19 protein-coding genes and 2 pseudogenes are annotated in these 22,011 nt (G+C 63.3%); 6 read left to right on the plus strand and 15 right to left on the minus strand.

The window, feature by feature from the left end:
• Both JX325_RS03490 and JX325_RS03495 read right to left on the minus strand, forming a co-directional pair.
• Positions 1-356, minus strand: a 356-nt coding sequence (locus JX325_RS03490; protein WP_204789786.1) for a methyltransferase, incomplete at its 3' end; no start/stop codon positions are given.
• On the minus strand, positions 356-925 hold the full coding sequence (locus JX325_RS03495; RefSeq protein WP_204789787.1) for an NUDIX hydrolase: 570 nt from the start codon (positions 923-925) through the stop codon (positions 356-358). The genes JX325_RS03490 and JX325_RS03495, both read right to left, overlap by 1 nt.
• Positions 926-1,247: 322 nt before the next feature.
• On the opposite strand from JX325_RS03495, the gene spo0A reads away from it, so the two are divergent.
• Entirely contained in the window at positions 1,248-2,015 is a 768-nt protein-coding gene (gene spo0A, locus JX325_RS03500) for a sporulation transcription factor Spo0A (RefSeq protein WP_204789788.1), read from the plus strand.
• Positions 2,016-2,057: 42 nt separating this feature from the next.
• Here spo0A and JX325_RS03505 read toward each other — a convergent pair.
• From JX325_RS03505 to JX325_RS03530, 6 genes and pseudogenes are all read right to left on the minus strand, one after another.
• Positions 2,058-3,482: pseudogene (locus tag JX325_RS03505) on the minus strand (DUF2812 domain-containing protein).
• Positions 3,479-4,906 carry a DUF2812 domain-containing protein gene (locus JX325_RS03510; RefSeq protein ID WP_204789789.1) on the minus strand — a complete coding sequence of 476 codons (1,428 nt, stop codon included), beginning with the start codon at positions 4,904-4,906 and terminating at the stop codon, positions 3,479-3,481. Before JX325_RS03510 ends, JX325_RS03505 begins: the two are co-directional and overlap by 4 nt.
• The gene (locus JX325_RS03515) at positions 4,903-5,226 is read right to left on the minus strand and encodes a PadR family transcriptional regulator (RefSeq protein WP_204789790.1); all 324 of its coding nucleotides are present in this window, start codon (positions 5,224-5,226) and stop codon (positions 4,903-4,905) included. The genes JX325_RS03510 and JX325_RS03515 overlap by 4 nt, the downstream gene beginning before the upstream one ends.
• A gap of 465 nt (positions 5,227-5,691) precedes the next feature.
• Positions 5,692-7,569 (minus strand): ABC transporter ATP-binding protein, encoded by a 1,878-nt coding sequence (locus JX325_RS03520; protein WP_204789791.1) that lies wholly within the window; start codon positions 7,567-7,569, stop codon positions 5,692-5,694.
• Positions 7,570-7,729: 160 nt separating this feature from the next.
• Positions 7,730-9,298 (minus strand): ABC transporter ATP-binding protein, encoded by a 1,569-nt coding sequence (locus JX325_RS03525; RefSeq protein WP_243413897.1) that lies wholly within the window; start codon positions 9,296-9,298, stop codon positions 7,730-7,732.
• Positions 9,295-9,735, minus strand: coding sequence for a MarR family winged helix-turn-helix transcriptional regulator (locus JX325_RS03530; protein WP_204789792.1), 441 nt, complete (start codon positions 9,733-9,735; stop codon positions 9,295-9,297). Before JX325_RS03530 ends, JX325_RS03525 begins: the two co-directional genes overlap by 4 nt.
• Positions 9,736-10,237: 502 nt before the next feature.
• Here JX325_RS03530 and JX325_RS03535 point away from each other — a divergent pair.
• The 4 genes from JX325_RS03535 to JX325_RS03550 all read left to right on the plus strand — a co-directional run bounded on the left by JX325_RS03535 (position 10,238) and on the right by JX325_RS03550 (position 12,830).
• Positions 10,238-10,417 (plus strand): hypothetical protein, encoded by a 180-nt coding sequence (locus JX325_RS03535; RefSeq protein ID WP_204789793.1) that lies wholly within the window; start codon positions 10,238-10,240, stop codon positions 10,415-10,417.
• A 14-nt stretch (positions 10,418-10,431) separates the two neighbouring features.
• Positions 10,432-11,001 (plus strand): DUF2975 domain-containing protein, encoded by a 570-nt coding sequence (locus JX325_RS03540; protein WP_204789794.1) that lies wholly within the window; start codon positions 10,432-10,434, stop codon positions 10,999-11,001.
• A gap of 9 nt (positions 11,002-11,010) precedes the next feature.
• The gene (locus JX325_RS03545) at positions 11,011-11,232 is read left to right on the plus strand and encodes a helix-turn-helix transcriptional regulator (RefSeq protein ID WP_204789795.1); all 222 of its coding nucleotides are present in this window, start codon (positions 11,011-11,013) and stop codon (positions 11,230-11,232) included.
• A gap of 47 nt (positions 11,233-11,279) precedes the next feature.
• Complete coding sequence (locus tag JX325_RS03550) at positions 11,280-12,830, plus strand: DUF4153 domain-containing protein (RefSeq protein ID WP_204789796.1); 1,551 nt, start codon at positions 11,280-11,282, stop codon at positions 12,828-12,830.
• A 246-nt stretch (positions 12,831-13,076) separates the two neighbouring features.
• Here the strand turns inward: JX325_RS03550 and JX325_RS03555 are convergent, their stop codons facing one another.
• The 7 genes from JX325_RS03555 to yfmF form a co-directional block, all read right to left on the minus strand.
• On the minus strand, positions 13,077-14,294 hold the full coding sequence (locus JX325_RS03555) for an FprA family A-type flavoprotein (protein WP_204789797.1): 1,218 nt from the start codon (positions 14,292-14,294) through the stop codon (positions 13,077-13,079).
• A 32-nt stretch (positions 14,295-14,326) separates the two neighbouring features.
• Entirely contained in the window at positions 14,327-16,237 is a 1,911-nt protein-coding gene (locus tag JX325_RS03560; RefSeq protein WP_204789798.1) for an acyl-CoA dehydrogenase family protein, read from the minus strand.
• Between the two features lie 66 nt (positions 16,238-16,303).
• Entirely contained in the window at positions 16,304-16,696 is a 393-nt protein-coding gene (locus JX325_RS03565) for an Rrf2 family transcriptional regulator (RefSeq protein ID WP_204789799.1), read from the minus strand.
• A 207-nt stretch (positions 16,697-16,903) separates the two neighbouring features.
• Positions 16,904-17,752 (minus strand): bifunctional 5,10-methylenetetrahydrofolate dehydrogenase/5,10-methenyltetrahydrofolate cyclohydrolase, encoded by an 849-nt coding sequence (locus JX325_RS17870; protein WP_243413898.1) that lies wholly within the window; start codon positions 17,750-17,752, stop codon positions 16,904-16,906.
• Positions 17,736-18,698, minus strand: coding sequence for a prolipoprotein diacylglyceryl transferase (gene lgt, locus JX325_RS03570; protein WP_243413899.1), 963 nt, complete (start codon positions 18,696-18,698; stop codon positions 17,736-17,738). The genes JX325_RS17870 and lgt overlap by 17 nt, the downstream gene beginning before the upstream one ends.
• A 1-nt stretch (position 18,699) precedes the next feature.
• Positions 18,700-19,971 (minus strand): EF-P 5-aminopentanol modification-associated protein YfmH, encoded by a 1,272-nt coding sequence (gene yfmH / locus JX325_RS17875; RefSeq protein WP_243413900.1) that lies wholly within the window; start codon positions 19,969-19,971, stop codon positions 18,700-18,702.
• On the minus strand, positions 19,968-21,203 hold the full coding sequence (gene yfmF, locus JX325_RS03575) for an EF-P 5-aminopentanol modification-associated protein YfmF (protein ID WP_243413901.1): 1,236 nt from the start codon (positions 21,201-21,203) through the stop codon (positions 19,968-19,970). Before yfmF ends, yfmH begins: the two co-directional genes overlap by 4 nt.
• A gap of 165 nt (positions 21,204-21,368) precedes the next feature.
• Here yfmF and JX325_RS18410 point away from each other — a divergent pair.
• Positions 21,369-22,011: pseudogene (locus tag JX325_RS18410) on the plus strand (stage II sporulation protein P); the annotation flags it as partial.

Genomic DNA, 22,011 nt, shown 5'->3' on the forward strand with positions numbered 1-22,011 from the left:
GAGGGCGGGTTGCAGACCGCCAGGTCAAAGCTCCCGGCGGGGAGGGCGGTTTCCCGCAGGTCCTCCAGCCGGAAGAACAGGCGGTCTTCCATCCGGTTTTCCGCCGCTGCCAGTTTCCCCAAGCGGACGGCCTCCGGCTGGATGTCCAGGCCCGTCACCGCCAGCGCCCGCTGGCGCTGGAGCAGAAGGAGGCCCAGCAGCCCCGTGCCGCAGCCCAGATCGCAGACCTTCCATCCCGGTTTCAGCTTCGGCAGGGAGGACAGGAGGAAGCTGTCCAGCCCCGGGGGATGCTGCCCGTTTCCATAGACAAAGCGGAGGCCGCCGGGGCGCAGGGCCTCCCAGCGCGGGCCCTCCATCAGCGGACNGGCGGATAGCCCGCCAGCCTGGCGTTGAGCTTGGAGTAAATGCGCGTTTGAAACCAGGGCTCTGTGGAGGCGGCCACGGCCTCCTCCAGGGCGAACCAGGCCACGGCGCTGTTCTCGTCGGCCTTGCGGCGCACCGGGGCGGCGGGGTCCGCCTCCAGAAGGAAGGTGACGTTCAGATGGAGGTGAGAGGAGACATACCGCCCCCGCTTCTCGTGGCCGTCCACCGTCAAAATCTCCACGGAATAAATGTCCCGGGACACGGGCCGGACCTCCTCCAGGCCGCTTTCCTCCCGGACCTCCCGGAGGGCCGCGGACAGCAAGTCCCGCTCCCCGTCGGCATGGCCCCCCAGCCAGGACCAGGAGTCATAGAGGTTGTGGTAGGCCAGCAATACCCGGTCCCGCCCGGGGCTCACCACCCAGGCGGAGGCCGTCAGGTGGGCCGGGTCCTCTCGGCCATAGGGAGCCTGTCCGTTTTCCAGCAGGCGCAGCAGCGCCTCCCGGTCCCGCTCCTCCTGTTCGTTCCAGGGCCGAAAGGCCCGCAGCTGCGCAGCTAGGTCCATAGCAATCCCACCTCGCCCGAATTTGGTAACAGCCTCTATGATAGCACAGTTTGCCCAAAAGGGAAAGCGGTAAAATTCCGCCCCCGTTCCGCGTTTTCCCGCCAGGGAGCGGTCCTGGCCTGGTAGAAACTTACAGAAAAATGGAAAAAATGCACAATATATGGGGTTTGCCGCAGAAAACAAAAAAATTGTCGAAGAAAACTTCTGTTTTTTTGTAATCCTGTCTTGAAAAATCTGGAAATTTATGCTATTTTAAAGAAAACGAGCTGAGAGTGTCAGGACGCTCTGACAGCCGATCAAGAAGGAAAGGTTTGGAATCATCATGGAACATCAAAGGACTGTAATTCTGGCGGACGCCAGCGAGGAATTCCGCGCCATGCTGCAGGAGGCCATCGAGCAGGCCGGTGAGTTTACCGTGGCGGCTTCCACCGGGAACGGAGTGGAAGCGCTGCGGCTGATTGANGAGCGGAAGCCGGACCTTCTGCTGATGGATGTGGCCCTGCCGGGGCTNGATGGGCTGGGGCTTCTCAANGCGGCGAAGGAGATGGATTGCTGCCCCAAGGCCATCATCGTCTCCGCCTTCTGCGGGCATCAGACCTTGGCGGACGCGGAGAAGCTGGGCGTGTGCTACTATCTGCCAAAGCCCTGTGAGCCCGCCTCCCTTGTGGAGCGGATGCACGGCATTTTCGAGGGGCCCGCGTCTCCGGACCTCCGGGTGCACGCTTTGCGGAACACCGTCACCAACGTGATCCACGAAATCGGCGTCCCCGCACATATCAAGGGCTACCAGTACCTGCGGGAGGCCATCATCATCGCGGTCAACGACATGGAGGTCATCAACGCGGTGACTAAGGTGCTCTATCCGGCGGTGGCCAAGCGCTTCGGCACCACGCCCTCCCGGGTGGAGCGGGCCATCCGCCACGCCATCGAGGTGGCCTGGGANCGGGGAGACTTGGAGACGCTGCAAAAGTACTTCGGCTACACCGTGTCCAACACCAAGGGAAAGCCCACAAACTCGGAGTTCATCGCCATGATCGCCGACCGGCTGATGCTCAGCGGGGACGGCTGGGTGCTGCGGGACCAGGGCTGAGACTGCGCAAAGAGAGGAGAGGCAAAACGCCTCTCCTCTTTCTTATGCCTCCGGGCCCAGGCGGGCGGAGACGAGGGCCTTTTGCTCCTCCGTGGGGGGCCAGTCCAGGTCAAGGCCCACCACCCGGCCCGGGAAGCATAAGAGCCAGTTGTCCGTGGCCTTGCCGTCCTGGCGGTAGTACTGCCGGTAGGCGGCCTCCGCGCCCCAGGGGGCCGGGTCCTCCGGGCGGTAGGTCTTGGAAAACTCGGGGATGTCGGGGGAGTCGCCGTCAGCCAGGAGGTCTTCCATCAGCGCCTCCAGGAGCCATTGGGTCCGGGGCTCATAGATGGTATAGCTGAGACGGAGGGAGCCTGGCCATGTGGTTTCGTCCTCATCCCCGGTGTTCTGAAAGGCATACTCCCGGTAGGACTGTTCCGGCAGGAGGAAGGAGCCCTGGGTCATCCGCTCCCGCCTGTCGTGGCGGTAGGTCTCTCCGGTCAGATCCGTGAGGGTCAGGGGCAGATCCTCCCGGGGGTGCACGTCGAATTTGATGTGCTGGTAGGTGTAGGTCTCCCCGCTGCCGCCGGAGAGCCAGCCGAAGCGGATGCTGGCCCAGACCAGTCCGCCGATCATAGCGAAGACCAGCAGCACGTCCACTGCCAGGGTGCCCGCGATGTTCCACCGCTTAGAGACCCGCCGGCTCCGCAGAAAGGCCGTGGTTCCCCGGATTAGGGCCCCTACCAAGGAGAACAGGGCCAAATACGCCGTGAAGAACACCACGTAGCCCCTGCCGCCGCTGATGAGCTNCGTCACCAGCCAGACCGCCACAAAGAGCCCCACCAGGACCAGTCCTGCGCGGTTGATCCGCTGATAGGCCTTGGTGCTGATGGGGGCGCAGGGCCCGCCCTCCTCGATGGAGCGGCGGGAGCGCCTCCGCCAGCCGTAGTAATGACAGAGGGTGTAGATTTCCAGCAGGGCCATCAGGACGAACAGCGGCCCGGAGATGAGGCTGCCGCTGCGCTCCAGAACGCNGAGGNGTTTGACGAACANCGTACCCAGGAAGGAGAAGGACATGAACAGCCCCAGGGNNAGCGNNATGANNNTCGNAAGCAGGAAGCTTTTCCCCAGGGAGCGGTGGATGTTCTCAAGCCGCAGGGCCTCGTCGGNCTCCAGGGGAACCGCATCCGTGTCCTCTGTGGAGAAGATCTGCATCTGGAACCAATCGCAAACCTTGGTCCACCCGGCGGCATTGCACAGCTCCTCCAGTGATTCCTGCCCCTCCGTGGGGCCGGGGTTGAACTGGGAGGCCCCGGCGTTGTAGGTGACGGCGTAGCGAAGGCTCGCGGGCTCGGCCCGGCGGTATTTCCAGAGGGCGTTCCCCGCCTTTTCCAGCCGCCAGCCCTGAGCGGCCATGGCGGAGAGGTGTTCCTCCACGCCCCGGTAGTCATAGAGGCAGAGGGTGTTCCAACGGTATTTGAGATCCTTCATGTGGTCTCCTCCTTACAGTCCTCCGGGGCCAGCNGGGTGGAAATCAGGGCCTTTTGGGCGTCCGACGGCTCCGCGTCCGGGCTGACCGACGCTGCCCGGCCCGGCCAGACCAGCAGCCAGCTGTCTCCGGGGTCCTCGTCATAGTAGCGCCGGTAGGCCGCTTCCGCCCCCCAGGGGACCGGGTCTTCCGGAACATAGCGCAGGGTGGTGAGGAGCATACTCCGGAATTTAATNGGGTCGTCCTCCANAAGGTNCTCCAGCAGGGATTCCTGGAGGGCGGGGGAGGAGAGGTCCCAGAGGGTGTAGCCCAGCCCGCAGACCTTGGGTCCGTCTCCCAGGAGGGCTGTCTCCCGGTNGNCCCGCTGAGGGATGAAGACGGAGCCCAGGTCCTCTGCCTCCCGGCGGACGTGGCCGTACTCTTCTCCGGTGAGCTCCGCCAGGGTCAGAGGGAAGTCCTGCCGGGGAGAGACGTCCCAGTTCTGGTCCCGGTACTCGTAAGTCTCCCCCGTGGGGCGTTCGTCGGAGAACCAGTCGGTTTCATAGCGGCTCCAGATCAGCCCGCCGATGAGGGTGAAGCACAGGGCCACATCCACCGCCAGGGTCCAGGCGATGTTGGAGGTCTTGGAAGCCCCCTTCTTTCGAAGCAGGGCCGTGGTCCCCCGCATCAGAATGTTAATCAGGGTGAAGAATGCCATGTACACCGCGAAGTACAGCACCGCGCCCCGGTGCCCCCGGTCCAGCTCCGACAGCAGGAACGCCGCCACCAGCAGGACCAGCAGGACCCACATGCCCAGGTTGGCCCACCGGCTCCACCGGCCCGCCGNGAGGCAGGTTCCGCCCTCCTCCACGGAGCGGCGGGACCGCCGCCGCCAGAGNAAATAACCGGCGAGAAGGTAGAGCTGGAGGGCCGCCTCCGCCAGGCNCAGGACCCCGGCGGTGAGCAAGGCGNTGTTTTTCAGCATGNCGTAGAGGTCCCAGGTGACCAGAGCCAGGAAGAAGTCCCGGCCGATGAAGAGCATCAGAAGCAGGACGGCAATGTTGCCGGGGAGGAAGCTCTTCCGCATGCAGCGGTGGATGTTTTCCAGACGCAGAGCCTCGTCGGTTTCCAGAGGGACGGCGGCGGGGTCCTCCGTGGAATAAATCTGCATCTTGGAGCAGTCGGAGACCTTTTCCCACCCGGCGGCGGCGCAGAGCTCCTCCAGGGACTGCTCCCCCTCCGTGGGGCCCGGCTCGAACCGGGAGGCTCCGGCGTTGTAGGTGACGGCATAGCGGAGGCTCGCGGGCTCGGCCCGGCGGTACTTCCAGAAGGTGACTCCCGCCTTTTCCAGCCGCCAGCCCTGGGCGGCCATGGCGGAGAGGTGTTCCTCCACGCCCCGGTAGTCATAGAGCTGAAACGTGTTCCAGCGATNGGTCACATTTTTCATTTTAGGTCCTCCTCTCCCGCGCAGGTCTTATAATCCTCGGTNAGCGCCAGCAGGCGGAGGTATTCCGCCGACAGGGTCTCCCGGCCCTTGTCCGTAATCAGGTAGCTCCGCTTCCGGCCCGACACGCTGGTTTCCCGGATCATCCCCGCCTGCTGGAAGCTGTCCAGGAGGTTGTACAGGGTGCCGGGCCCCAGGTCCANCCGCCCGCGGGTCAGGGCGGACACCCGGGCCATGATGTCCGTGCCGCAGCACTCCTCCCGGAGGGTGAGGAGGATGTAGAACATCGGCTCCGTCAGGGTTTGAAACTTCTCTCTCGCCACGGCGCACCTCCTAATATCGAATATCGTTATTACTAGGTACAGTATAATATCGAACATCGATATTGTCAAGGGGCCCGGGGAAAAAGCGGCAAAAAGCCGCCCAAGCGGGCGGCGGAAATTGACAGGCGCTGGACGGTATGGTAGGATGGCGGCAGAAGGACGCTGCTGCATGGAAGCGGTCAGTCCACCGTTTGCACCCCTGCGCAAATCCAACATGGGGGGAGGTGGCGTGGATGTGGAAAAAACGGCTTTTTGCTGTGCTGCGGTTCATGGTATTTTTCNCCATGGNATCGCTGCTACTTACCACAAAAGCGTGTTGACCGCCCGGTCTGCCCCCGAGCGGTCAACTGTGAACTAGTTGGCTGAACCGGACTGACCGTTTTGCAGCGGCGTCCTTCTATGTTCATTATACGGATTCGCCCTGGTTTTGTCAATGCCAAAACCAGGGCGTTTTGGGGCAAAGCCCTACGCCAGCTCTGCCAGGCCCGTATAGAGCTGGTAGTACCGCCCCTTCTGGGCCAGGAGGTCATCATGGTCGCCCCGCTCGATGATCTCCCCCTGCTCCAGGACCATGATGGCCCTGGCNTTGCGGACGGNGGAAAGCCGGTGGGCGATGACAAACACCGTCCGGCCCGCCANGAGGCGGTCCATGCCCTTTTCAATCAGTTTTTCCGTCCGGGTGTCGATNGAGCTGGTGGCCTCGTCCAGAATCAGCACCGGGGGATTGGCGCAGGCCGCCCGGGCGATGTTCAAAAGCTGCCGCTCCCCCTGGCTGAGGCCGCTTCCGCCGCCGGAAAGCACGGTCCGGTAGCCCTGGGGCAGATGGCGGATGAAGCCGTCGGCCCCCGCCAGCTTCGCCGCGGCCTCCACCTCCTGGTCCGTGGCCTCCAGCCGCCCGTAGCGGATGTTGTCCGCCACGGTGCCGGTGAAGAGGTGGGTGTCCTGGAGCACCACGCCCAGGGAGCGCCGCAGGGNTTCCTTGGCGATGTCCCGGATGTCGATGCCGTCATAGGTGATGGTTCCGCCCTGGATTTCGTAGAAGCGGTTAATGAGGCTGGTGATGGTGGTTTTTCCCGCGCCGGTGGAGCCCACAAAGGCAATCTTCTGTCCCGGCTTGGCAAAAAGGGACACGTCGTGGAGGATGGTCCTCCCCTCGTCGTAGCCGAAGACCACATGGTCGAACCGCACGTCTCCCGGAAGGGGGACCAGGGTGCCGTCGGGCTTCAGCCAGGCCCAGGCGTTGGTGTCNCGGTGAACCCGGGTAAGGGTCCCGGCCTCGTCCTCCGCCGCCCGGACCAGGCGGACCTTGCCCTCGTCGGTNTCGGTGGGGGTTTCCATGATTTCAAAGATGCGCTCCGCACCGGCCACGGCGGAGAGGATGGTGTTTACCTGCTGGGATATCTGGGTGATGGGTTGGCCCACCTGGCGGGAGTACTGGAGGAAGGCCGCCAGGCCCCCCAGGTCGCCGTTCCGGATGGCCAGAAGGCCCCCCACGCAGCAGGTGACGGCGTAGTTGATATAGTTCAGGTTCCCCATGGCGGGCATCATCATGCCGGAGAAGATCTGGGCCCGGGTGGCCGCGNCCCNGTAGGCCTCGTTGCGCCNNTGGAAGCCCGCNNGGGCCTCCGGCTCNTNGTTGAAGACCTTGATGACCTTTTGGCCCTCAATCATCTCCTCGATATAGCCGTTGACCTCCCCCAGGGCCTTCTGCTGGCCGGCAAAGTAACGGCGGGAGCGGGACCCGATGGTCTTAACCACCCCCAGCATCACCGCCAGGGTGGCGAAGGTGACGAGGGTCAGCGCGGGGCTCAAGACCAGCATCATGACGATGGTGCCGGTAAAGGTCAGCGTGCAGGAGATGAGACTTCCAAAGCTGTTGTTCAGAGCCTCGGAAACGGTTTCGATGTCGTTGGTGTAGCGGCTCATCAGCTCGCCGTGGGTGTGGGTGTCGAAGAANTTCAAGGGCAAATCCTGCATCCGGCTGAACAGGTCCGCCCGGATGTTGGCCATGGTGGTTTGGGCAATCTGAACCATGATGCGGCTGTAACCATAGGAGCACACCGCGCCCAGCACATACACCAGGGCCATGATGGCCAGCATCCTGGCAAGGCCCGGAAAGTCGCCGGGCAGAATATAGTCGTTGATGAGGGGGCGGATGAGATAGGAGCCGCCCACGGTGCAGGCGGAGCTCACCACCAGCAGCGCCGCTACCAGGGCCAGGTGGAGCTTATAGCGGCCGAGATACCGCATGAGCTTCCCCAGGGTGCTCCGGATGTTCTTGGGCTTGCGGAAACCGCCTCCGGGACCGCCGGGGCCATGAGGGCCGGGTCCGTGCTTAGCCATCGAGGCTCCCTCCTTCCTGCTGGGACTGATANACTTCCCGATAGATGCCGCAGCGCTCCATCAGTACCTCATGGGTCCCCTGGGCGATGATGCGCCCGCCGTCCATCACCAGAATCAGGTCCGCCTCCCGGACGGANGCCACCCGCNGGGCNATGATGAGTTATGTCGCGTCCTTCAGCTCATGGGCGAAGGCCGCCCGGATCTTCGCGTCCGTGGCGGTGTCCACGGCGCAGGTGGAGTCGTCCAGGATTAAAACCTTGGGCTTCTTCAAAATCGCCCGGGCGATGCAAAGCCGCTGCTTCTGCCCGCCGGAGACGTTCACGCCCCCCTGGCCCAGGTCCGTGTCCAGGCCGCCGGGCATCCGCTCCAGGAACTCGTCGGCACAGGCGGCCCGGCAGGCGGCCCAAAGCTCTTCCTCCGTGGCCTGGGGGCTGCCCCAGAGAAGGTTTTCCCGGATGGTGCCGGTAAACAGGGTNTTTTTTTGCAGCACCATGCTGACGGACTCCCGGAGGCGCTCCATGGTATAGGCGGCCACGGGCCTCCCGCCAACCCGCACGGAGCCCTTGTCGGCCTCGTAGAGCCGGGGGATCAGGGAGACCAGAGAGGTCTTGCCGCTGCCGGTGCCCCCCAGGATGCCCACGGTCTTCCCGGAGGGGATGTGGAGGCTGACGTCCTCCAGAATCCACTCGGAGCTCTCGGCGCTGTATTTGAAATACACATGGTCGAAATCAATGGAGCCGTCGGCGGGGTCGGCGTTTTTATCGGCCCCCTCGCCGGTGATGGCGGGGACCTCGCCCAGCACCTCCGCCACCCGCTTGGCGCAGGCCGCGGTGCGGGTCAGCATCATGAAGATCATGGAAACCATCATGAGGGACATCATGATCTGGGTGATGTAGGTGAAGTAGGTGATGAGCTTTCCGGCCTCCAGGGAACCGGCGTAGACCATCTGACCGCCGAACCACATGACGGCGATGATGGTCCCGTAGATAATCAGCATCATCAAGGGCATGTTGACGACCACCCGGCCGAAGGCCCGGAGGGAGGTGTTTTTCAAATCGTCGTTGCGCTCCGCGAACTTCTCCCGCTCCCGGTCCTCCCGGACGAAGGACTTTACCACCCGGACGCCANCCAGGTTCTCCTGGACCACCAGGTTCAGCGCGTCGGTCTTCTCCTGGAGGGAGCGGAACAGGGGCCCTGTCGCTGCCAGCAGGATGACCACCACCACCGCCAGCAGGGGCAGCGCCGCCAGGAAAACGCTGCTGAGCCGGTAGCTGATGCGGATGGAGAAGAACAGGGCGGCCACCAGCATTACCGGGGCCCGGACCATCAGGCGCATGGACATCATCAGGGACATCTGGAGGTTGTGCACGTCGTTGGTCAGCCGGGTCACCAGGGAGGCGGTGGAAAAACGCTCGATGTTGGAAAAGGCGAAGGTCTGGATGTGGTCGAACTCCGCCCGGCGGAGGTTCGCCCCAAAGCCCATGCCCGCCACGGAGGACGTCACCGCCGCCCCCAGGCCGAAGCACAGGGAGGCCACCGCCAGGGCCACCATCAGCCCGCCCTTGCGCAAAATGTAGGACTGGTCGGCGTTCGCGATGCCCACGTCCACGATGTCGCTCATCACCAGGGGGATCAGAAGCTCGAAGACGGCCTCCATGGCGCTGCACGCCACACCCGCCAGAATCCACGGGGCGTAGGGCCGGGCGTGGGGCCAGAGTTGTTTCGTCATGTCTCGGATTCCTCCTTGAGATTTTGAATCACGCGGTCCAAAAGGGCGCACAGGGTTTCCCGCTCCTCCTGGGTAAAGCCCCGGACCATGGCCGCTTCCACANCGAGAAAGCTCTGCTGGAAGAGGGCCTGCTGCTCCGCGCCCTTCTCCGTCAGGGTGATGAGGCGGCGGCGGGCGTCGCTGCCGCTGACGGAGCGGCGGACCAGGCCCTTTTCCTCCATCCGGTCCAGCACGCCGTTGACGGTGGAGGGCTTCACCCGGAGGAACTCCGCCAGCTCGTGCTGCGGGACCCGTCCGCCGTGCTGCTGGAGGTAGAGGAGTACATGGGTCTGGGCCGGGGTTACGTCGTACCGGGAGACCCGGGCGTCCATATTGGCCTTGGACAGCTTGGCCGCCCAGCCCAGGGCGGGGCCCAGGCCCCTGACGCAGTTGTTCATGCAATCAGCTCCTCATTCTTCTCCCCGGAGGGACAAGGTCGTTAGTGCGCTAAATATTAGCGTGCTAAATATTAGCACAACCTAACGGCTCTGTCAAGGGTGAAATCTGGATATTTTTTGAACGTTTTGTAAATATCAGGGAACAAAATTTGTCGGATGTAAACAAAGTGTGAAGCTTGAAGAAAAGCCGTTGACAATTGAGGGACCTGCCGCTATGATAAACCCAACAAGCGGAAAACGCTTGCTGACCCCACCATTTTCCCTCTCCTTTCTCTATACCATACAGGAAAGCGGGCCGTCCTTTCGGACGGCCCGCTTTCCTGTTTTCCTGAGAGGTGGAGGTTCCGGGGGAATGGCCTGACCAGGGGGTCAGGCCCCACTAAGGGGTTCCTTCCCTTGCCGTTTTACTGTCTATCAATTTATTTTTATTGAAAAACGATAAATTCTTATTGACAATCAACTGGGTCCATGGTAGGATACCAGAAAAAGGAGGCGGTTTGCCATGGGATTGACGATGATTTTGCTTCCAGCCGCGCTGGCGCTGGCCATCTGGGGCGGCGTGATGGCGGTGAGCGGATTCCGGCAGGGGAATAAGCTGAAAATTTTCTCCGGCGCCGGGGCGTTTGCGCTTTTGGCGGCGGGGATGGCGGTGATGATGGAGTTCATCACAAGGCCGCTTTGAGAGGGGGAAGGACGATGGAAAAAATCCCGGTGCGGAAAATCGCCAGGGTGCTCTATGTCCTGGTGTTGGTTACGTTGGCCTGCAATTTGATCGCTTTGTTTTTGGTTCCCACTTTCGTGGCCTTGAAGGGAAATCTGTTTGAGCTCCTGGACATATGGCATGACCCGCAGGACCCGGTCAATCCTCTGGTTGTCATGCTCCTCATGTGGCCCAACATGATTTTGAGGGAGAATATTGCTTATGAGCAGGTTCTGACCCTGTTCCTCCTCTTCTCCGGCTGCTGCACCGCCGTCATCCTCTGGCAGGCCCGGCGGGTGCTGCAAACCATCCTCCGGGGGGAGCCCTTCGCGGCGTCGAACGCCGTCGGCCTTCGGCNNGCGGCGNGGGCGTGCNTCCTCATTGCCGGGGCGGCCTTGGCACGGGTGATTTTCANCGTGTGTTACTATCGCTCGCCGCTTCCCCTGGCCAGCTACAACGCCCTCTTCGTGCCTATGTTCGCCATGGGAGGGCTGTTGTGCCTGGTCATGTCCGCCCTCTTCCGCCAGGCGGCGGAGCTGAAGGCGGAGAACGACCTGACGATTTGAGGTGGGGCCATGATCGTTGTGAATCTGGACGTCATGATGGCGAGGCGGAAAATGAGCCTCTCCCAGCTCTCGGAGAAGGTGGACATTACGCTCGCGAACCTGTCGGTATTGAAAAACAACAAGGCCAAGGCGGTCCGCTTCTCCACCCTGGAGGCGGTCTGCGCCGCCCTGGACTGCCAGCCGGGGGACATTTTGGAGTACGTCCCGGATGAAACCGGCGGCGCGGAATAAAGGAAAACTGTCCGCTTGAGGCGGACAGGCGGATAGGAGAATTTCATATGGATGAGCTGAAAAACGCCCTTCCGTCGGAAGGGTCCCTTGTGTGCGCCCAAAAACGGAAATTGCCGGAGGAATCCATGGCCCGGTACCGGCGGAATCTTCTGCTGACCCTGGGATTCTGTCTTCTCCTGGCGGACGCGCTGAACTGGCCCTGGGGCATGGGGAATACCGTGACGGTCTTTGCCNGGTATCTCCTNCTGGCGCTGGCCGTGGGGCGGGAGGAGCTGTTCCGCCGCAGGGAAAGCCGGGTGCTGATGGGGGTGAATCTGGCCCTGGCGTCCACGTTCGCCCTGACCTCGAACCCTCTTTTCCGCTGGTGGAATTTCCTGGCGCTGGCGGCCCTGGTCCCCCTTCACGCCGTGTCCGGCCTGGGGAGCCGCCCCTGGTGGGACCCCAGGATGCCGCCGGAGCGGTGCAGGCTGTTTTTCCAGGGCCTGTTCGGGAATTTGTGGGCCTGTTTCGNGGCGGCGGTTCCCGAGGGGCGGAAGACGGAAAAGCGGGACGGCCGGACGCTGGCCGTTGTCCTGGGGCTCTGCGGGGCGGTGGCCCTGGTGTCCTTCCTGATCCCGGTGCTGGTCTCGGCGGACGCCCTGTTTGCCGCGTCGNTGGAGCGGCTGAACTGGAATTTTCAATTCCGGATGCTCCATTTCGGGGACCTGTTCCAGCGGCTGTTCTGGGCTCTGGCGTTCACGCCTTTTGTCTTCAGCCTGCTCTACGCCATGGCCCATCCCAAACGGCTGTGCCCGGCGGAGGAGAAGAAGGGCTTCCGGGTGGACGCCCTGGGCTTCGTGCTGGCCCTGGCGGCGGTGGATGGATTGTACCTGGCCTTCCTGGCGGTCCAGTCCGCCGGGCTTTTCGGCGGGCCGGAGTACGTGGAGAGCCTGGGGGTCAGCTACGCCGAATGGGCCCGGAGCGGTTTTTTCCAGATGGTGGGCGTGACGGTGCTGAACCTGAGCCTGACGCTGGCGTCCCTGTGCCTCTCCCGGCGGGAGGGGCGGTCCTGGAGGGCCCTGCGGCAGCTGTGCGGGCTGCTGGCGGGGGAGAGCTTGATCCTGCTGGCCTCGGCGGCCTGGAAGATGACGCTGTACGTCTCCGCCTACGGCCTGAGCTTCAAGCGCTGTATGACCTATTGGGGCATGATCATGATGGCCCTGTTCCTGCTGATGGGGCTGTGGAAGGCTCTGAGGCCGGATTTCCGGTTTTGCAAGTGGGCCTTTCCCNTTGCCCTGGCGGGGTGGCTGGTTATCAACTGCGTGCCGGTGGACTATCTGGTGGCGAAAAACCAAGTAGACCGCTATTTGAGTGGGGAGAGTCCGGTGGTGAGCGTACGGTACCTTCTGTACGGCTTGTCCTACGATACCATTTCCCAGCTGGAGCGGCTGGACGGGGAGAAGTTGGTTTCCGGCTATACCGGAGATCCGCATTGGAGGCAGGGGGAAACTCTGGCGGAGGCCCTGCGGGGCAGATGCCGGGAGGCGCAATGGGATTGCGCCGGTNGNCGAAGCTGGTCCCTGTCGGCCTGCCTGGCGGCAGGGGGATATCAGCCATGACGGCGGGTTTGCCGGATCGGAAAGGAGGAGAGCTGCGAGAGGGACCCATCAGGGGTCCCTCTCGTTTTGAATAAACCCGCCGCAGCGGCCGATTTGGAGCTTGCTCCAAATCGTTGGCCCTTGGTTTGTCTCAAGACAAACCAAGGGCCAGCCTGGTGGAGAGGCTGGCCCTTGTCTTCACTGTCCCCCGCTGCGTGTTGGAAGATCCTCACGGACTTTCGNATCNGGAACGGACGGAGAAGCAAATTATTTGAGTACGGANGCGGCGATGGCGTCGGCCAGCGCGTCGATCTCCGACTCGTTCTGGGGCTGGAGAGAGGACGTGACGGTCATCTCGTCGTCCAGAATCTCCATGTGCTTGAGCTGCTCGATCTCCTCCCGCATCAGCGCCCCGGACCGGGGAGCCCAGGAGCCGCTGCCCATGATGGCCACCGTGCGCTTCTGGAGGTTCAGCGCCTTCATGTCCATCAGGAAATTGTGCATCGGCGGGAAGATGCNNAGATTATAGGTGACGGAAGCCAGCACCAGATGGCTNTACTTGAATAGATCCGANATCAGATAGCTCACATGGGTGCTGGAGACATCGTAAAGCCGGGTGTTCGTCACGCCCCGGGCCGTCAGCTTGGCGGCCAGCACCTCGGCGGCAGCCTCGGTGTTGCCGTACATGGAGGCGTAGACGATCATGACGCCCTTTTCCTCCGGCTCGTAGGTGGCCCAGTGGGTGTATTTGTCGATGATATAGCCCAGGTCCTTCCGCCAGATGGGGCCGTGAAGGGGGCAGAGCATCTTGATGTTGTCCAGTCCCACAATGGTCGCCGCCTTGTTCAAAAGGGCCACCACCTGGGGGCCGTACTTGCCCACGATGTTGGTGTAGTAGCGCCGGGCGTCGTCAATCCACTCCCGGTCGAAGTCCACCTCGTCGGCGAACAGCTTCCCGTCCAGGGAGCGGAAGGAGCCGAAAGNGTCGGCGGANNAGAGGACGCCGTTGGTGGTGTCGAAGGAGACCATGGCCTCCGGCCAGTGGACCATGGGGGCGTAGACAAAGGCGATGGTGTGCTTGCCGAAGCANCGGNTGTCCCCCTCTTTTACCTCGTCGATCTGGTTGGGGTCCAGGGCGAAGCCGAACTGGTTGAGGAGCGTCACCGCCTTGGGGGTGGTGATGATTTTCACCTTGGGCCAGCGGAGGAGGATTTCCTCAATGGAGGCGGCGTGATCCGGCTCTACGTGGTTGATGACCAGATAGTCCAGGGGACGGCCCGCCAGGACGGCCTTGACGTTGGTGATGAACTGGCGGCCAACCGCCCAGTCGGCGGTGTCGAAGAGGACGGTCTTCTCGTCCAGAAGCACATAGGCGTTGTAGCTGACGCCGTGGTACAGGGGATGGATATTCTCAAAGAGGGCCAGGCGGTGCTCGTCCGCGCCTACCCAGTAGAGATCGTNGGTGACTTGACGGTAGTTNTACATAGATCTGCCTCCNTATTTTAAGTCCGGGGCCGTTAAACTTCGATCTCGATGAACGCGTCCACGCCCTCGCCGCAGTGGGGGCAGGTCCAGCCTTCCGGCAGGTCCTTGAAGGCGGTGCCGGGCTTGACCTCGTTTTCGGGGTCCCCGACAAGCACGTCGTACTCGTGGCCGCAGCCGTTGCAGATATAGAGCTTCCGGGGCGGGGTGACCTTCTTGGGCACCATCCGCTTCATCTTCACCATGGGCGGCGCGGGCTGCTTCTCCCCGGTGTCCAGGGCGGCGGTGAGCAGGGGCAGAATTTCCATGACATCCCCCACGATGCCGTAGTCGCAGTTTTTGAAGATTTTCGCGTTGGGATTTTTATTGATGGCCACAATGCAGGAGGCGTCCTTGATGCCCTTCAGGTGCTGAATCGCGCCGGAGATGCCGCAGGCAATGTAGAGGTTCCCCTTGAACTTCTGGCCGGACATGCCCACATAGCGGTTCAGGGGCACGTATTTCAGCGTCTCCGCCACGGGGCGGCTGGAGCCCACGGCGGCCCCGGCGGCTTTGGCCAGGTCCTCGATGAGCTTCATGTTTTTCTTCTCGCCGATGCCCTGCCCGGCGGAAACCACCCGCTCCGCCTGGGTGATGGGGGTGTCCATGGGAATGCCCACGGTGAAGTCGTGCCCGTCCTTCTTGAGGCTGGCAACCAGGGCCTCCACCTTCTCCTGGGCGGAGCCGTCCTTCCAGATCTGGCGCTTCCGCGCGCCGGTCTCCGGGCCGCGCTGCTGGGCGGGAGCGGAGGAGGCCTCCTNGGCGGCCTNGCNCAGAATGTGGGAGGCGATGACGACCCGCTGGATTTCGTTGGTGCCCTCATAGATGGTGGTGATCTTGGCGTCCCGGTAGAACCGTTCCACTTCCATGCCCTTGAGGTAGCCGCAGCCGCCGAAGATCTGGAGGGCGTCGTTGGTGACCTCCAGGGCGATGTCGGAGGCGTACTGCTTCGCCATNNCGGACTCCATGCCGTAGGGCACATGGGCCTGCTTCAGCTCGGCGGCGCTGTAGACCAGGAAGCGGGCGCAGCGGAGCTTNGTGGCCATGTCGGCGATTTTGAAGGCGATATTCTGCTGCTGGCAGATGGGCTTTCCAAACTGGATGCGCTCCTTGGAATACTCCACCGCCGCCTCATAGGCCCCCTGGGCGATGCCCAGGGCCTGGGCCGCGATGCCGATGCGCCCGCCGTCCAGGGTGGACATGGCGATCTTGAAGCCCTGTCCCTCCTTGCCCAGGAGGTTTTCCTTGGGGACCTTGACGTTGTTGAAGTGCAGCTGGCAGGTGGCGNAGGAGCGGATGCCCATTTTGTCATAGTGCTCCTCGAAGGTGAAGCCCTCCCAGCCCTTTTCCACGATAAAGGCGCTGATGCCCCGGGTGCCGATGCCGGGGGTGGTGACGGCGAAGACAACATAGGTGCTGGCCTCTCCGCCGTTGGTGATGAAGATTTTCTCGCCGTTTAGGAGGTAGTGGTCCCCCANGTCCTCGGCGGTGGTCTCGGTGCCGCCGGCGTCGGACCCGGCGTTGGGCTCCGTCAGGCCGAAGGCGCCGATTTTCCGGCCACTGCACAGATCCGGGAGGTATTTCTTCTTCTGCTCCTCATTGCCGAAGGCGGCAATGGGATAGGTGCCCAGGGAGGTGTGGGCGGAGAGAATGACTCCCGAGCCGCCGTCCACCCGGGCCAGCTCCTCCACGGCGATGGCATANCTCAGGGCGTCGGACCCCGCGCCCTCGTACTCCGTGCCGTAGGGCAGGCCCATCAGGCCCAGTTCTCCCATCTTTTTCACCGCCTCGGCAGGGAAGCGGTTCTCCTTGTCCAGCATAAAGGCAATGGGCTTGATCTCGGCCTCCGCGANTTCCCGGACTTTCGCCCGGAGGTCCTCATGGGCCTGCGTGGTTTGATACAGCATGTTGGGTGCCTCCTTTTCCCGTAATGGTCAGTTGTGGCATATTGAGACGGATAAAACCTGGATACGCTAGAAAATATCACTCAGCGGCATGCGCTGAAGCTCCCGGTCCAGGGCCTCCTGGATGCGGCTGAGCTCCCGGCAGACGCCGCAGCCGCCACTGGGGAAGTTTTCGCACTGGTACCCCTCCCGCTGGCAGCGGTTCAAAAGGGGCGGCTCGCCGATGGACTGGAAGACGTCGTAAATGCTCAGCTCCTCGCAGGGGCGCTTGAGGAAATAGCCCCCGCTGACGCCCCGGCGGCTTTCCACAATGCCGGCGGCCAGGAGACGGTNCAGCAGCTTCAACGTGATGGCTTTTTGCATATTCTCCTGCCGGGCCACGGCGGCGGCGGAGAGCTGCCCCTCCCGGTGCAGGGCCCGGAGGATGCGCAGGGCGTAATCCATCTCTCTTGTAACCAGCAAAAAACCACCTCGATTGCATGAATGGAAGGAAAAGGCCGTACGGCGTGTACAAGCCCAGCCACTTTATCATATTCTACATTTTCTGTTAATTATACCAGAGCGGTCGAAAATGTCAATATTCCCTGACGCCAGGACGGAATAAATTGGAAGGTATGACAAAAAACACCAGCCGCTTTCAGCGAAAGCGACTGGTATTTCAGCGGGNCTTCAGCGCTCCGCCCCCTGGCGGAGCCGGGCGGCCCGGAGGACGTTTTGCAAAAGGCAGGCCCGGGTCATGGGGCCCACGCCGCCGGGGACCGGGGTGNGGAAGCCCGCGACGGGCTCTACCGCCGGGAAATCCACGTCTCCGGTGAGCTTTCCGTCCGCCCGGCGGTTCATGGCCACGTCGACGACCGCCGCACCGGGCTTCACCATGTCCGCCGTCACAAGGCCCGGACGGCCTGCGGCGGCGATCAGGACGTCCGCCCGGCGGGTGAGGGNGGGGAGGTCCCTTGTCTTGGANTGACAGAGGATAACGGTGCCGTCCCGGGCGGTGAGAAGCTGGGCCAGGGGACGGCCCACCAAATGGCTCCGCCCGAGAATCACGCACAGGCGCCCCGGAATGGGGACGTCATAGGCGTCCAGAAGCTCCAGCACCCCGGCGGGGGTGCAGGGCAGGAAGCGGGGCTCCCCCAGGGCCAAAAGGCCGGTGTTTAAGGGGTGGAAGCAGTCCACGTCCTTCTCCGGGGAGAGGGCGTGGAGAACGGGCCGGGGGTCCAGGCCCTCCGGCAGGGGGAGCTGGACCAGGACGCCGTCCACGTCTTCGTCCCGGTTCAGGGAGTCCACAAGGGCCAGCAGCTCCTTTTGCGAGACGCCGGCCGGGAGGCGGTGGGTCCGGGTGCGGATGCCGCACTCGGCGCAGTCCCGCTCCTTGCCCCGGACGTAAATTTGAGACGCCGGGTCCTCTCCCGCCAGGACCACCGCCAGCATGGGGGGACAGACTAGGGCGGCGGCTTCCGCCCGAATCCGGCTTTNCAATTTGGCGGCCAGGGCCGCGCCGTCAAGCCGGACCGCCATCGCCGCCTCCTTCCGCCTCCCGGGAGGCCTCCTCCGCCTGGGCGGCGGCCTCGGCGGNCCGGCGGTNCACCAACAGATCCGCGGGGACGTGCCGCTTCATCTTGATCTCATAAAACAGCGCCAGAATGGAAACGAGTACCATGACGGCNCTCAGGGCCTGGGAGACCCGAATGGGCTGGCCAAAGAGGGTCCAGTCGAAGAGGTAGAGGCTGTCCGTCCGCAGCCCTTCGATCCAGGCCCGGCCCAGGCCGTACCAGAGAAAATAGAACCAGGTGTTCTCCCCGTCGAACCGGCGGCCCTTGGAGACTACGAAGAGAATGAGAAGCAGGCCGATGAGGTTCCAAAGGCTCTCGTAGAAGAAGGTGNGATGGACCNCCANGTATTGGTAGGCGCTGGTCCACACCCGCATCNGNCAGGGCANATCCGTCAGGCCCCCGAAGGCCTCCCGGTTGATGAAATTGGCCCAGCGGCCGATGATCTGGGCCAGGAGCAGGCCCATCACCGCAAGGTCCGCCATGGCGCCGAAGGGAATCTTTTTAAATNGGGTGCAGAGGAAGGCCACCAGGGCCCCGGCGATGACGGTGCCGTAAATGGCGATGCCGCCGTCCCAGATGGCGACGGCCCGGCTCCAGTCCAAAGCGCCGGAGTCGTCCCGGTAGAGGTCCAGGTAGAAAAGGACGTAATAGATCCGGGAGCCCAGGATGCAGCAGGGCACCGCCCAGAGCACGAAGTCCAGCACATGGTCCTCCGTCAGGCCGTAGCGCTTGGCCTGCCGCATGCACAGCAGCAGCCCCGCCAGGAAGCCCAGGGCCAGGATGATACCGTACCAGTAGACGCCGTGGCCCACATGGATGGCGATGGGGTCCGGATTGAATTCCCAATCCCCGAAGAGGCCGGGGAAGCTGATGGGCATGGTTTTCAGCGCGGTCAGTTCAGGAGCGGACATATCAGGCCTCCTTGGGGACGATCTCGCTGAGAACCGCCCGGTCCGCCGTCATGTTGTCCCGGAGGAAATTCAGTATGTCCTCCTGGGTGACGGCGTCGAAGATCTGGGGGAAGCGGAAGGGGTCGAAGCCGCCGAAGCAGCCCTCGGTAAGGGAAACGGCGATGTTCTCAAAGGAGTTCAGCCCCCGGAGGCTGGAGCCGAAGCTGGATCGGAGGGCCCGCTGGAAGTAGTCCTCGTCGAAGCCCTCCCGAATCAGGCGGTCCGCCTCTTTCTGGAGCTCATTGGCTACGGTTTGGGGCTCCTTGCTCTCGCCTCCGGCGTAGAGAAAAGCCACGCCGGGCATCTGCTCGAAGTCTCCGCCGAAGCTGGAATTGACGAGCCCCTGGCTGTAAAGCCGCTGGTACAGGGGGCTGGACTCGCCGAAGAGNAGGTCGCAGGCCAAGCTGCCCAGGATCAGGCGGCGGAGGCGCTCCTCCCCCTCCGGGACGGGGCGGCATTTCCAGCCCGCCAGGAACTGGGGGCTGGAGACCTCCATGGCCATGCGGGCTTCCTTGGCTCCCACGGCCTCGGGCTCGCTGCCGTAGTCCCTGGGAATCACGGGGCCGCCCTCTTTGGGCAGAATCCGGCGGGCAAGGTCCGACACCTTCACGGGGTCCACGTTTCCCACCACCGTCAANATCATATTGGAGGGGGTGTAGAAGGCCTTGTGGCAGTCGTAAAGGGTTTCCGCCGTAATGCGGGAGATGCTTTCCACCGTGCCCGCGATGGAGGTCCGGGCGGTGGAGACGCTGTAGAGGGCCCGGAGCATCCGGGCGTAGATCTGCCAGTCGGGGTTGTCCTCGATCATGCGGATCTCCTGGGCGATGATGCCCTGCTCCTTGGCGACGCTCTCGCCGGTGAAGTAGGGAACGGAGACAAAGGACAGGAGGATCTCCAGGTTTTCGTCAAAGTGGCTGGTGGAATCGAAGTAGTAGCCGGTCATGGCGTTGGAGGTAAAGGCGTTGGGCTCCGCGCCGTTTTTGGNTAATCTCTGGAGGGCGTTGCCCTCCTTGGTGTCGAACATCTTGTGTTCCAGGTAGTGGGCGATGCCGGCGGGGGTGTCCAGCCAACGGCCGTTCAGCTGGAAGCGAATGTCCATGCCGCCGTAGCGGGTGGCGAAAAAGGCGTATTTCTTGGCGTGGTCCGGCTTGGGAATCACGCAGNTTTNCAGGCCGTTGGNCAGGGNTTCCCGGTAGATGGTCTCGCCCAGGCGTTCATAGTGGACGGGCTTCATGCCTCCGCCTCCTTTCCCTGAAGGAAGTATACGGTGTCCAGCTTCACCGTGCTCATGGCTTCAAAAATGCGCTCCGGGGCGACGGCGCGAATCTGCTCCGCCNGCATTTCCGGGGTCTCGTTCCGGCCGGTGGCGGCCTGGCCCAGGAAGAAGTTTTCCAGCTTCCCCTGGGAGTCTCCCATGGAGGCGTAGGCGTTGAGCAGGGTGCTCCGTGCGGCCTCCAGCTCCCAGGCCTCCAGCTTGCCCGTTTGGACGGCCTCCAGCTGGGTGAGTATCTCGCCGCAGGCCTTTTGATAGTTTTCGAACTCTATGCCGGAGGAGACGGTGATGAGGCCCTTTTGCCGGTGGAAGAGGGAGGAGGCGTAATAGCAGAGGGACAGCTTTTCCCGGACGTTCAAAAAAAGCTTGGAGTTGCTGCTGCCGCCAAAGAGGGTGTTGCCCAGCAGCAGGGCGGCGGCGTCATCGCTGCCGCAGGAAAAGCCCATGCCCAGCTTGCCCTGGGTGACATCCAGCCGCTCGGTGATGAAGCGGGGCTCTTCGGGGAGGGCGTGGGGAGCAAGCTCCGGCAGGGGCACAAGGTTCTTCCGGGGCAGGTCCTCCAGGGCGGCGCGAAGGGCGTCNTCCACCCGGGAGCGCTCGGCGCTGCCGCTGTAGAAGATTTCCAGCCGGGAGGTGGAGATGAGGTCCCGGTAGGCGTCAAAAAGCAGCTGGGGATGGAGGGCGGCGGTGATCTGCTCGTTGCCGAGGCGGGGCACGCCGTAAGGCTCGCCGGTACACATCTCCTGGAGGAGGCGGCTGTCGGCGTAAGACCGCTTGTCGTTCAAAATGCTGCGGATGGCGTCGATAAGGTTGGTTTTCTCGCTCTCGAAGTATTCCTCCAGGAAGAGGCCGTCCCGGGTGACGGGCCGGCAGATAAGCTCTCCCAGCAGGGCGGCGGCGGGCTCCAGCAGGCGCTCGCTGCCGGGGGCGAAGCAGTCGTCGATGAGGCTGGCCACGAAGCCCACGCACTGGGCCTCGCCTTTTTTGCGGACGGTGTAGTCGATCCGGGCGCCATAGAGCTGGTCCAGGCGTGCGGCAAGGGCCCCCATGTCCGGGCAGGAGGCGGTGCCCCGGCGGAGGATGGCGGCGATCAGCGCGTTGGCGGAGGCGGTCTCCCACCGCAGGGGGACCACGAATTGGGCGGAGAGAAGGTTTGTTTTGAATTTCTTCGCCGGGAGATGCGTGAGAAACACGCCGCCGGCGAGTTGCGTTCTGGTNACTCGGTTCAGCTCCTTTTGTGGAATCGGGGTTTTGCAAAGGCTGTTATTCGTTTCCAAGTATATACTGAATGGAGCGGGATTGCAAGACTGACATATTTCCCGCCCGACGGACATAGGTTGTCCCAGAGGTGAGCGGATATGAAACAAAAGAAATCTCTGCGGAGCGCCCTCCGGCGGCTGGAGGCGGCCCTTCTGGCGGCGGGAACGCTGTGGATTGCCGCTGTCACCGCCGGAAGCGACACCGCGGCGGCGGCGGTCTCGGCCCTGGCGGCGGCTTTGCCGGAGCGGGCGCTGCGCTGGGAGCTGGGGGATTTGGGGACCGGAGACGGCCTGTCCCCGGCGGCGGCGCTGACCATCGGGGAGTCCTCCCTGCTGCTGTCGGCGCGGGGGGACGTGGCGGAGCTCCAGGCCCTGGAACGGCAGGAGCAGCCGGAGGAGGACGGGGAGACGCAGGCCCCCATTGTGATGCCGGTGGNGGAGACTCCGGTGGAGCCGGNGGCCCCCATTGCGGCGGACAACGGCGTCCCCGCCAAGACGCTGATTCCCACGGACCCCAGCGGCTACACCGTCTGCGGGCGGGTGTACGTCAGCAATTCCACAGAGCACGCCCTGTCTGTTNCCGAGCTGCAGNCGCCCTTCGCGGCGGCTCTGGGAGAGNAGGGACCCCAGGNATTGATTTTACATACCCACGGCAGTGAGGCCTATACCCCCGTTCCGGGGACGGAAATCGTCTGGTCCGGGGACTACCGGACCACGGATTACCGCTGCAATGTGGTGAGGG

The organism is Oscillibacter sp. CU971 (assembly GCF_905219725.1).
In the GTDB taxonomy this organism is placed as follows: domain Bacteria; phylum Bacillota; class Clostridia; order Oscillospirales; family Oscillospiraceae; genus Oscillibacter.

What these genes read in the sequence shown, in the direction of transcription:
- JX325_RS03545 (WP_204789795.1), top strand. Translation starts at nt 11,011, where the DNA reads ATGATCGTTGTGAATCTGGACGTCATGATGGCGAGGCGGAAAATGAGC.
- JX325_RS03535 (WP_204789793.1), top strand. Translation starts at nt 10,238, where the DNA reads ATGGGATTGACGATGATTTTGCTTCCAGCCGCGCTGGCGCTGGCCATC.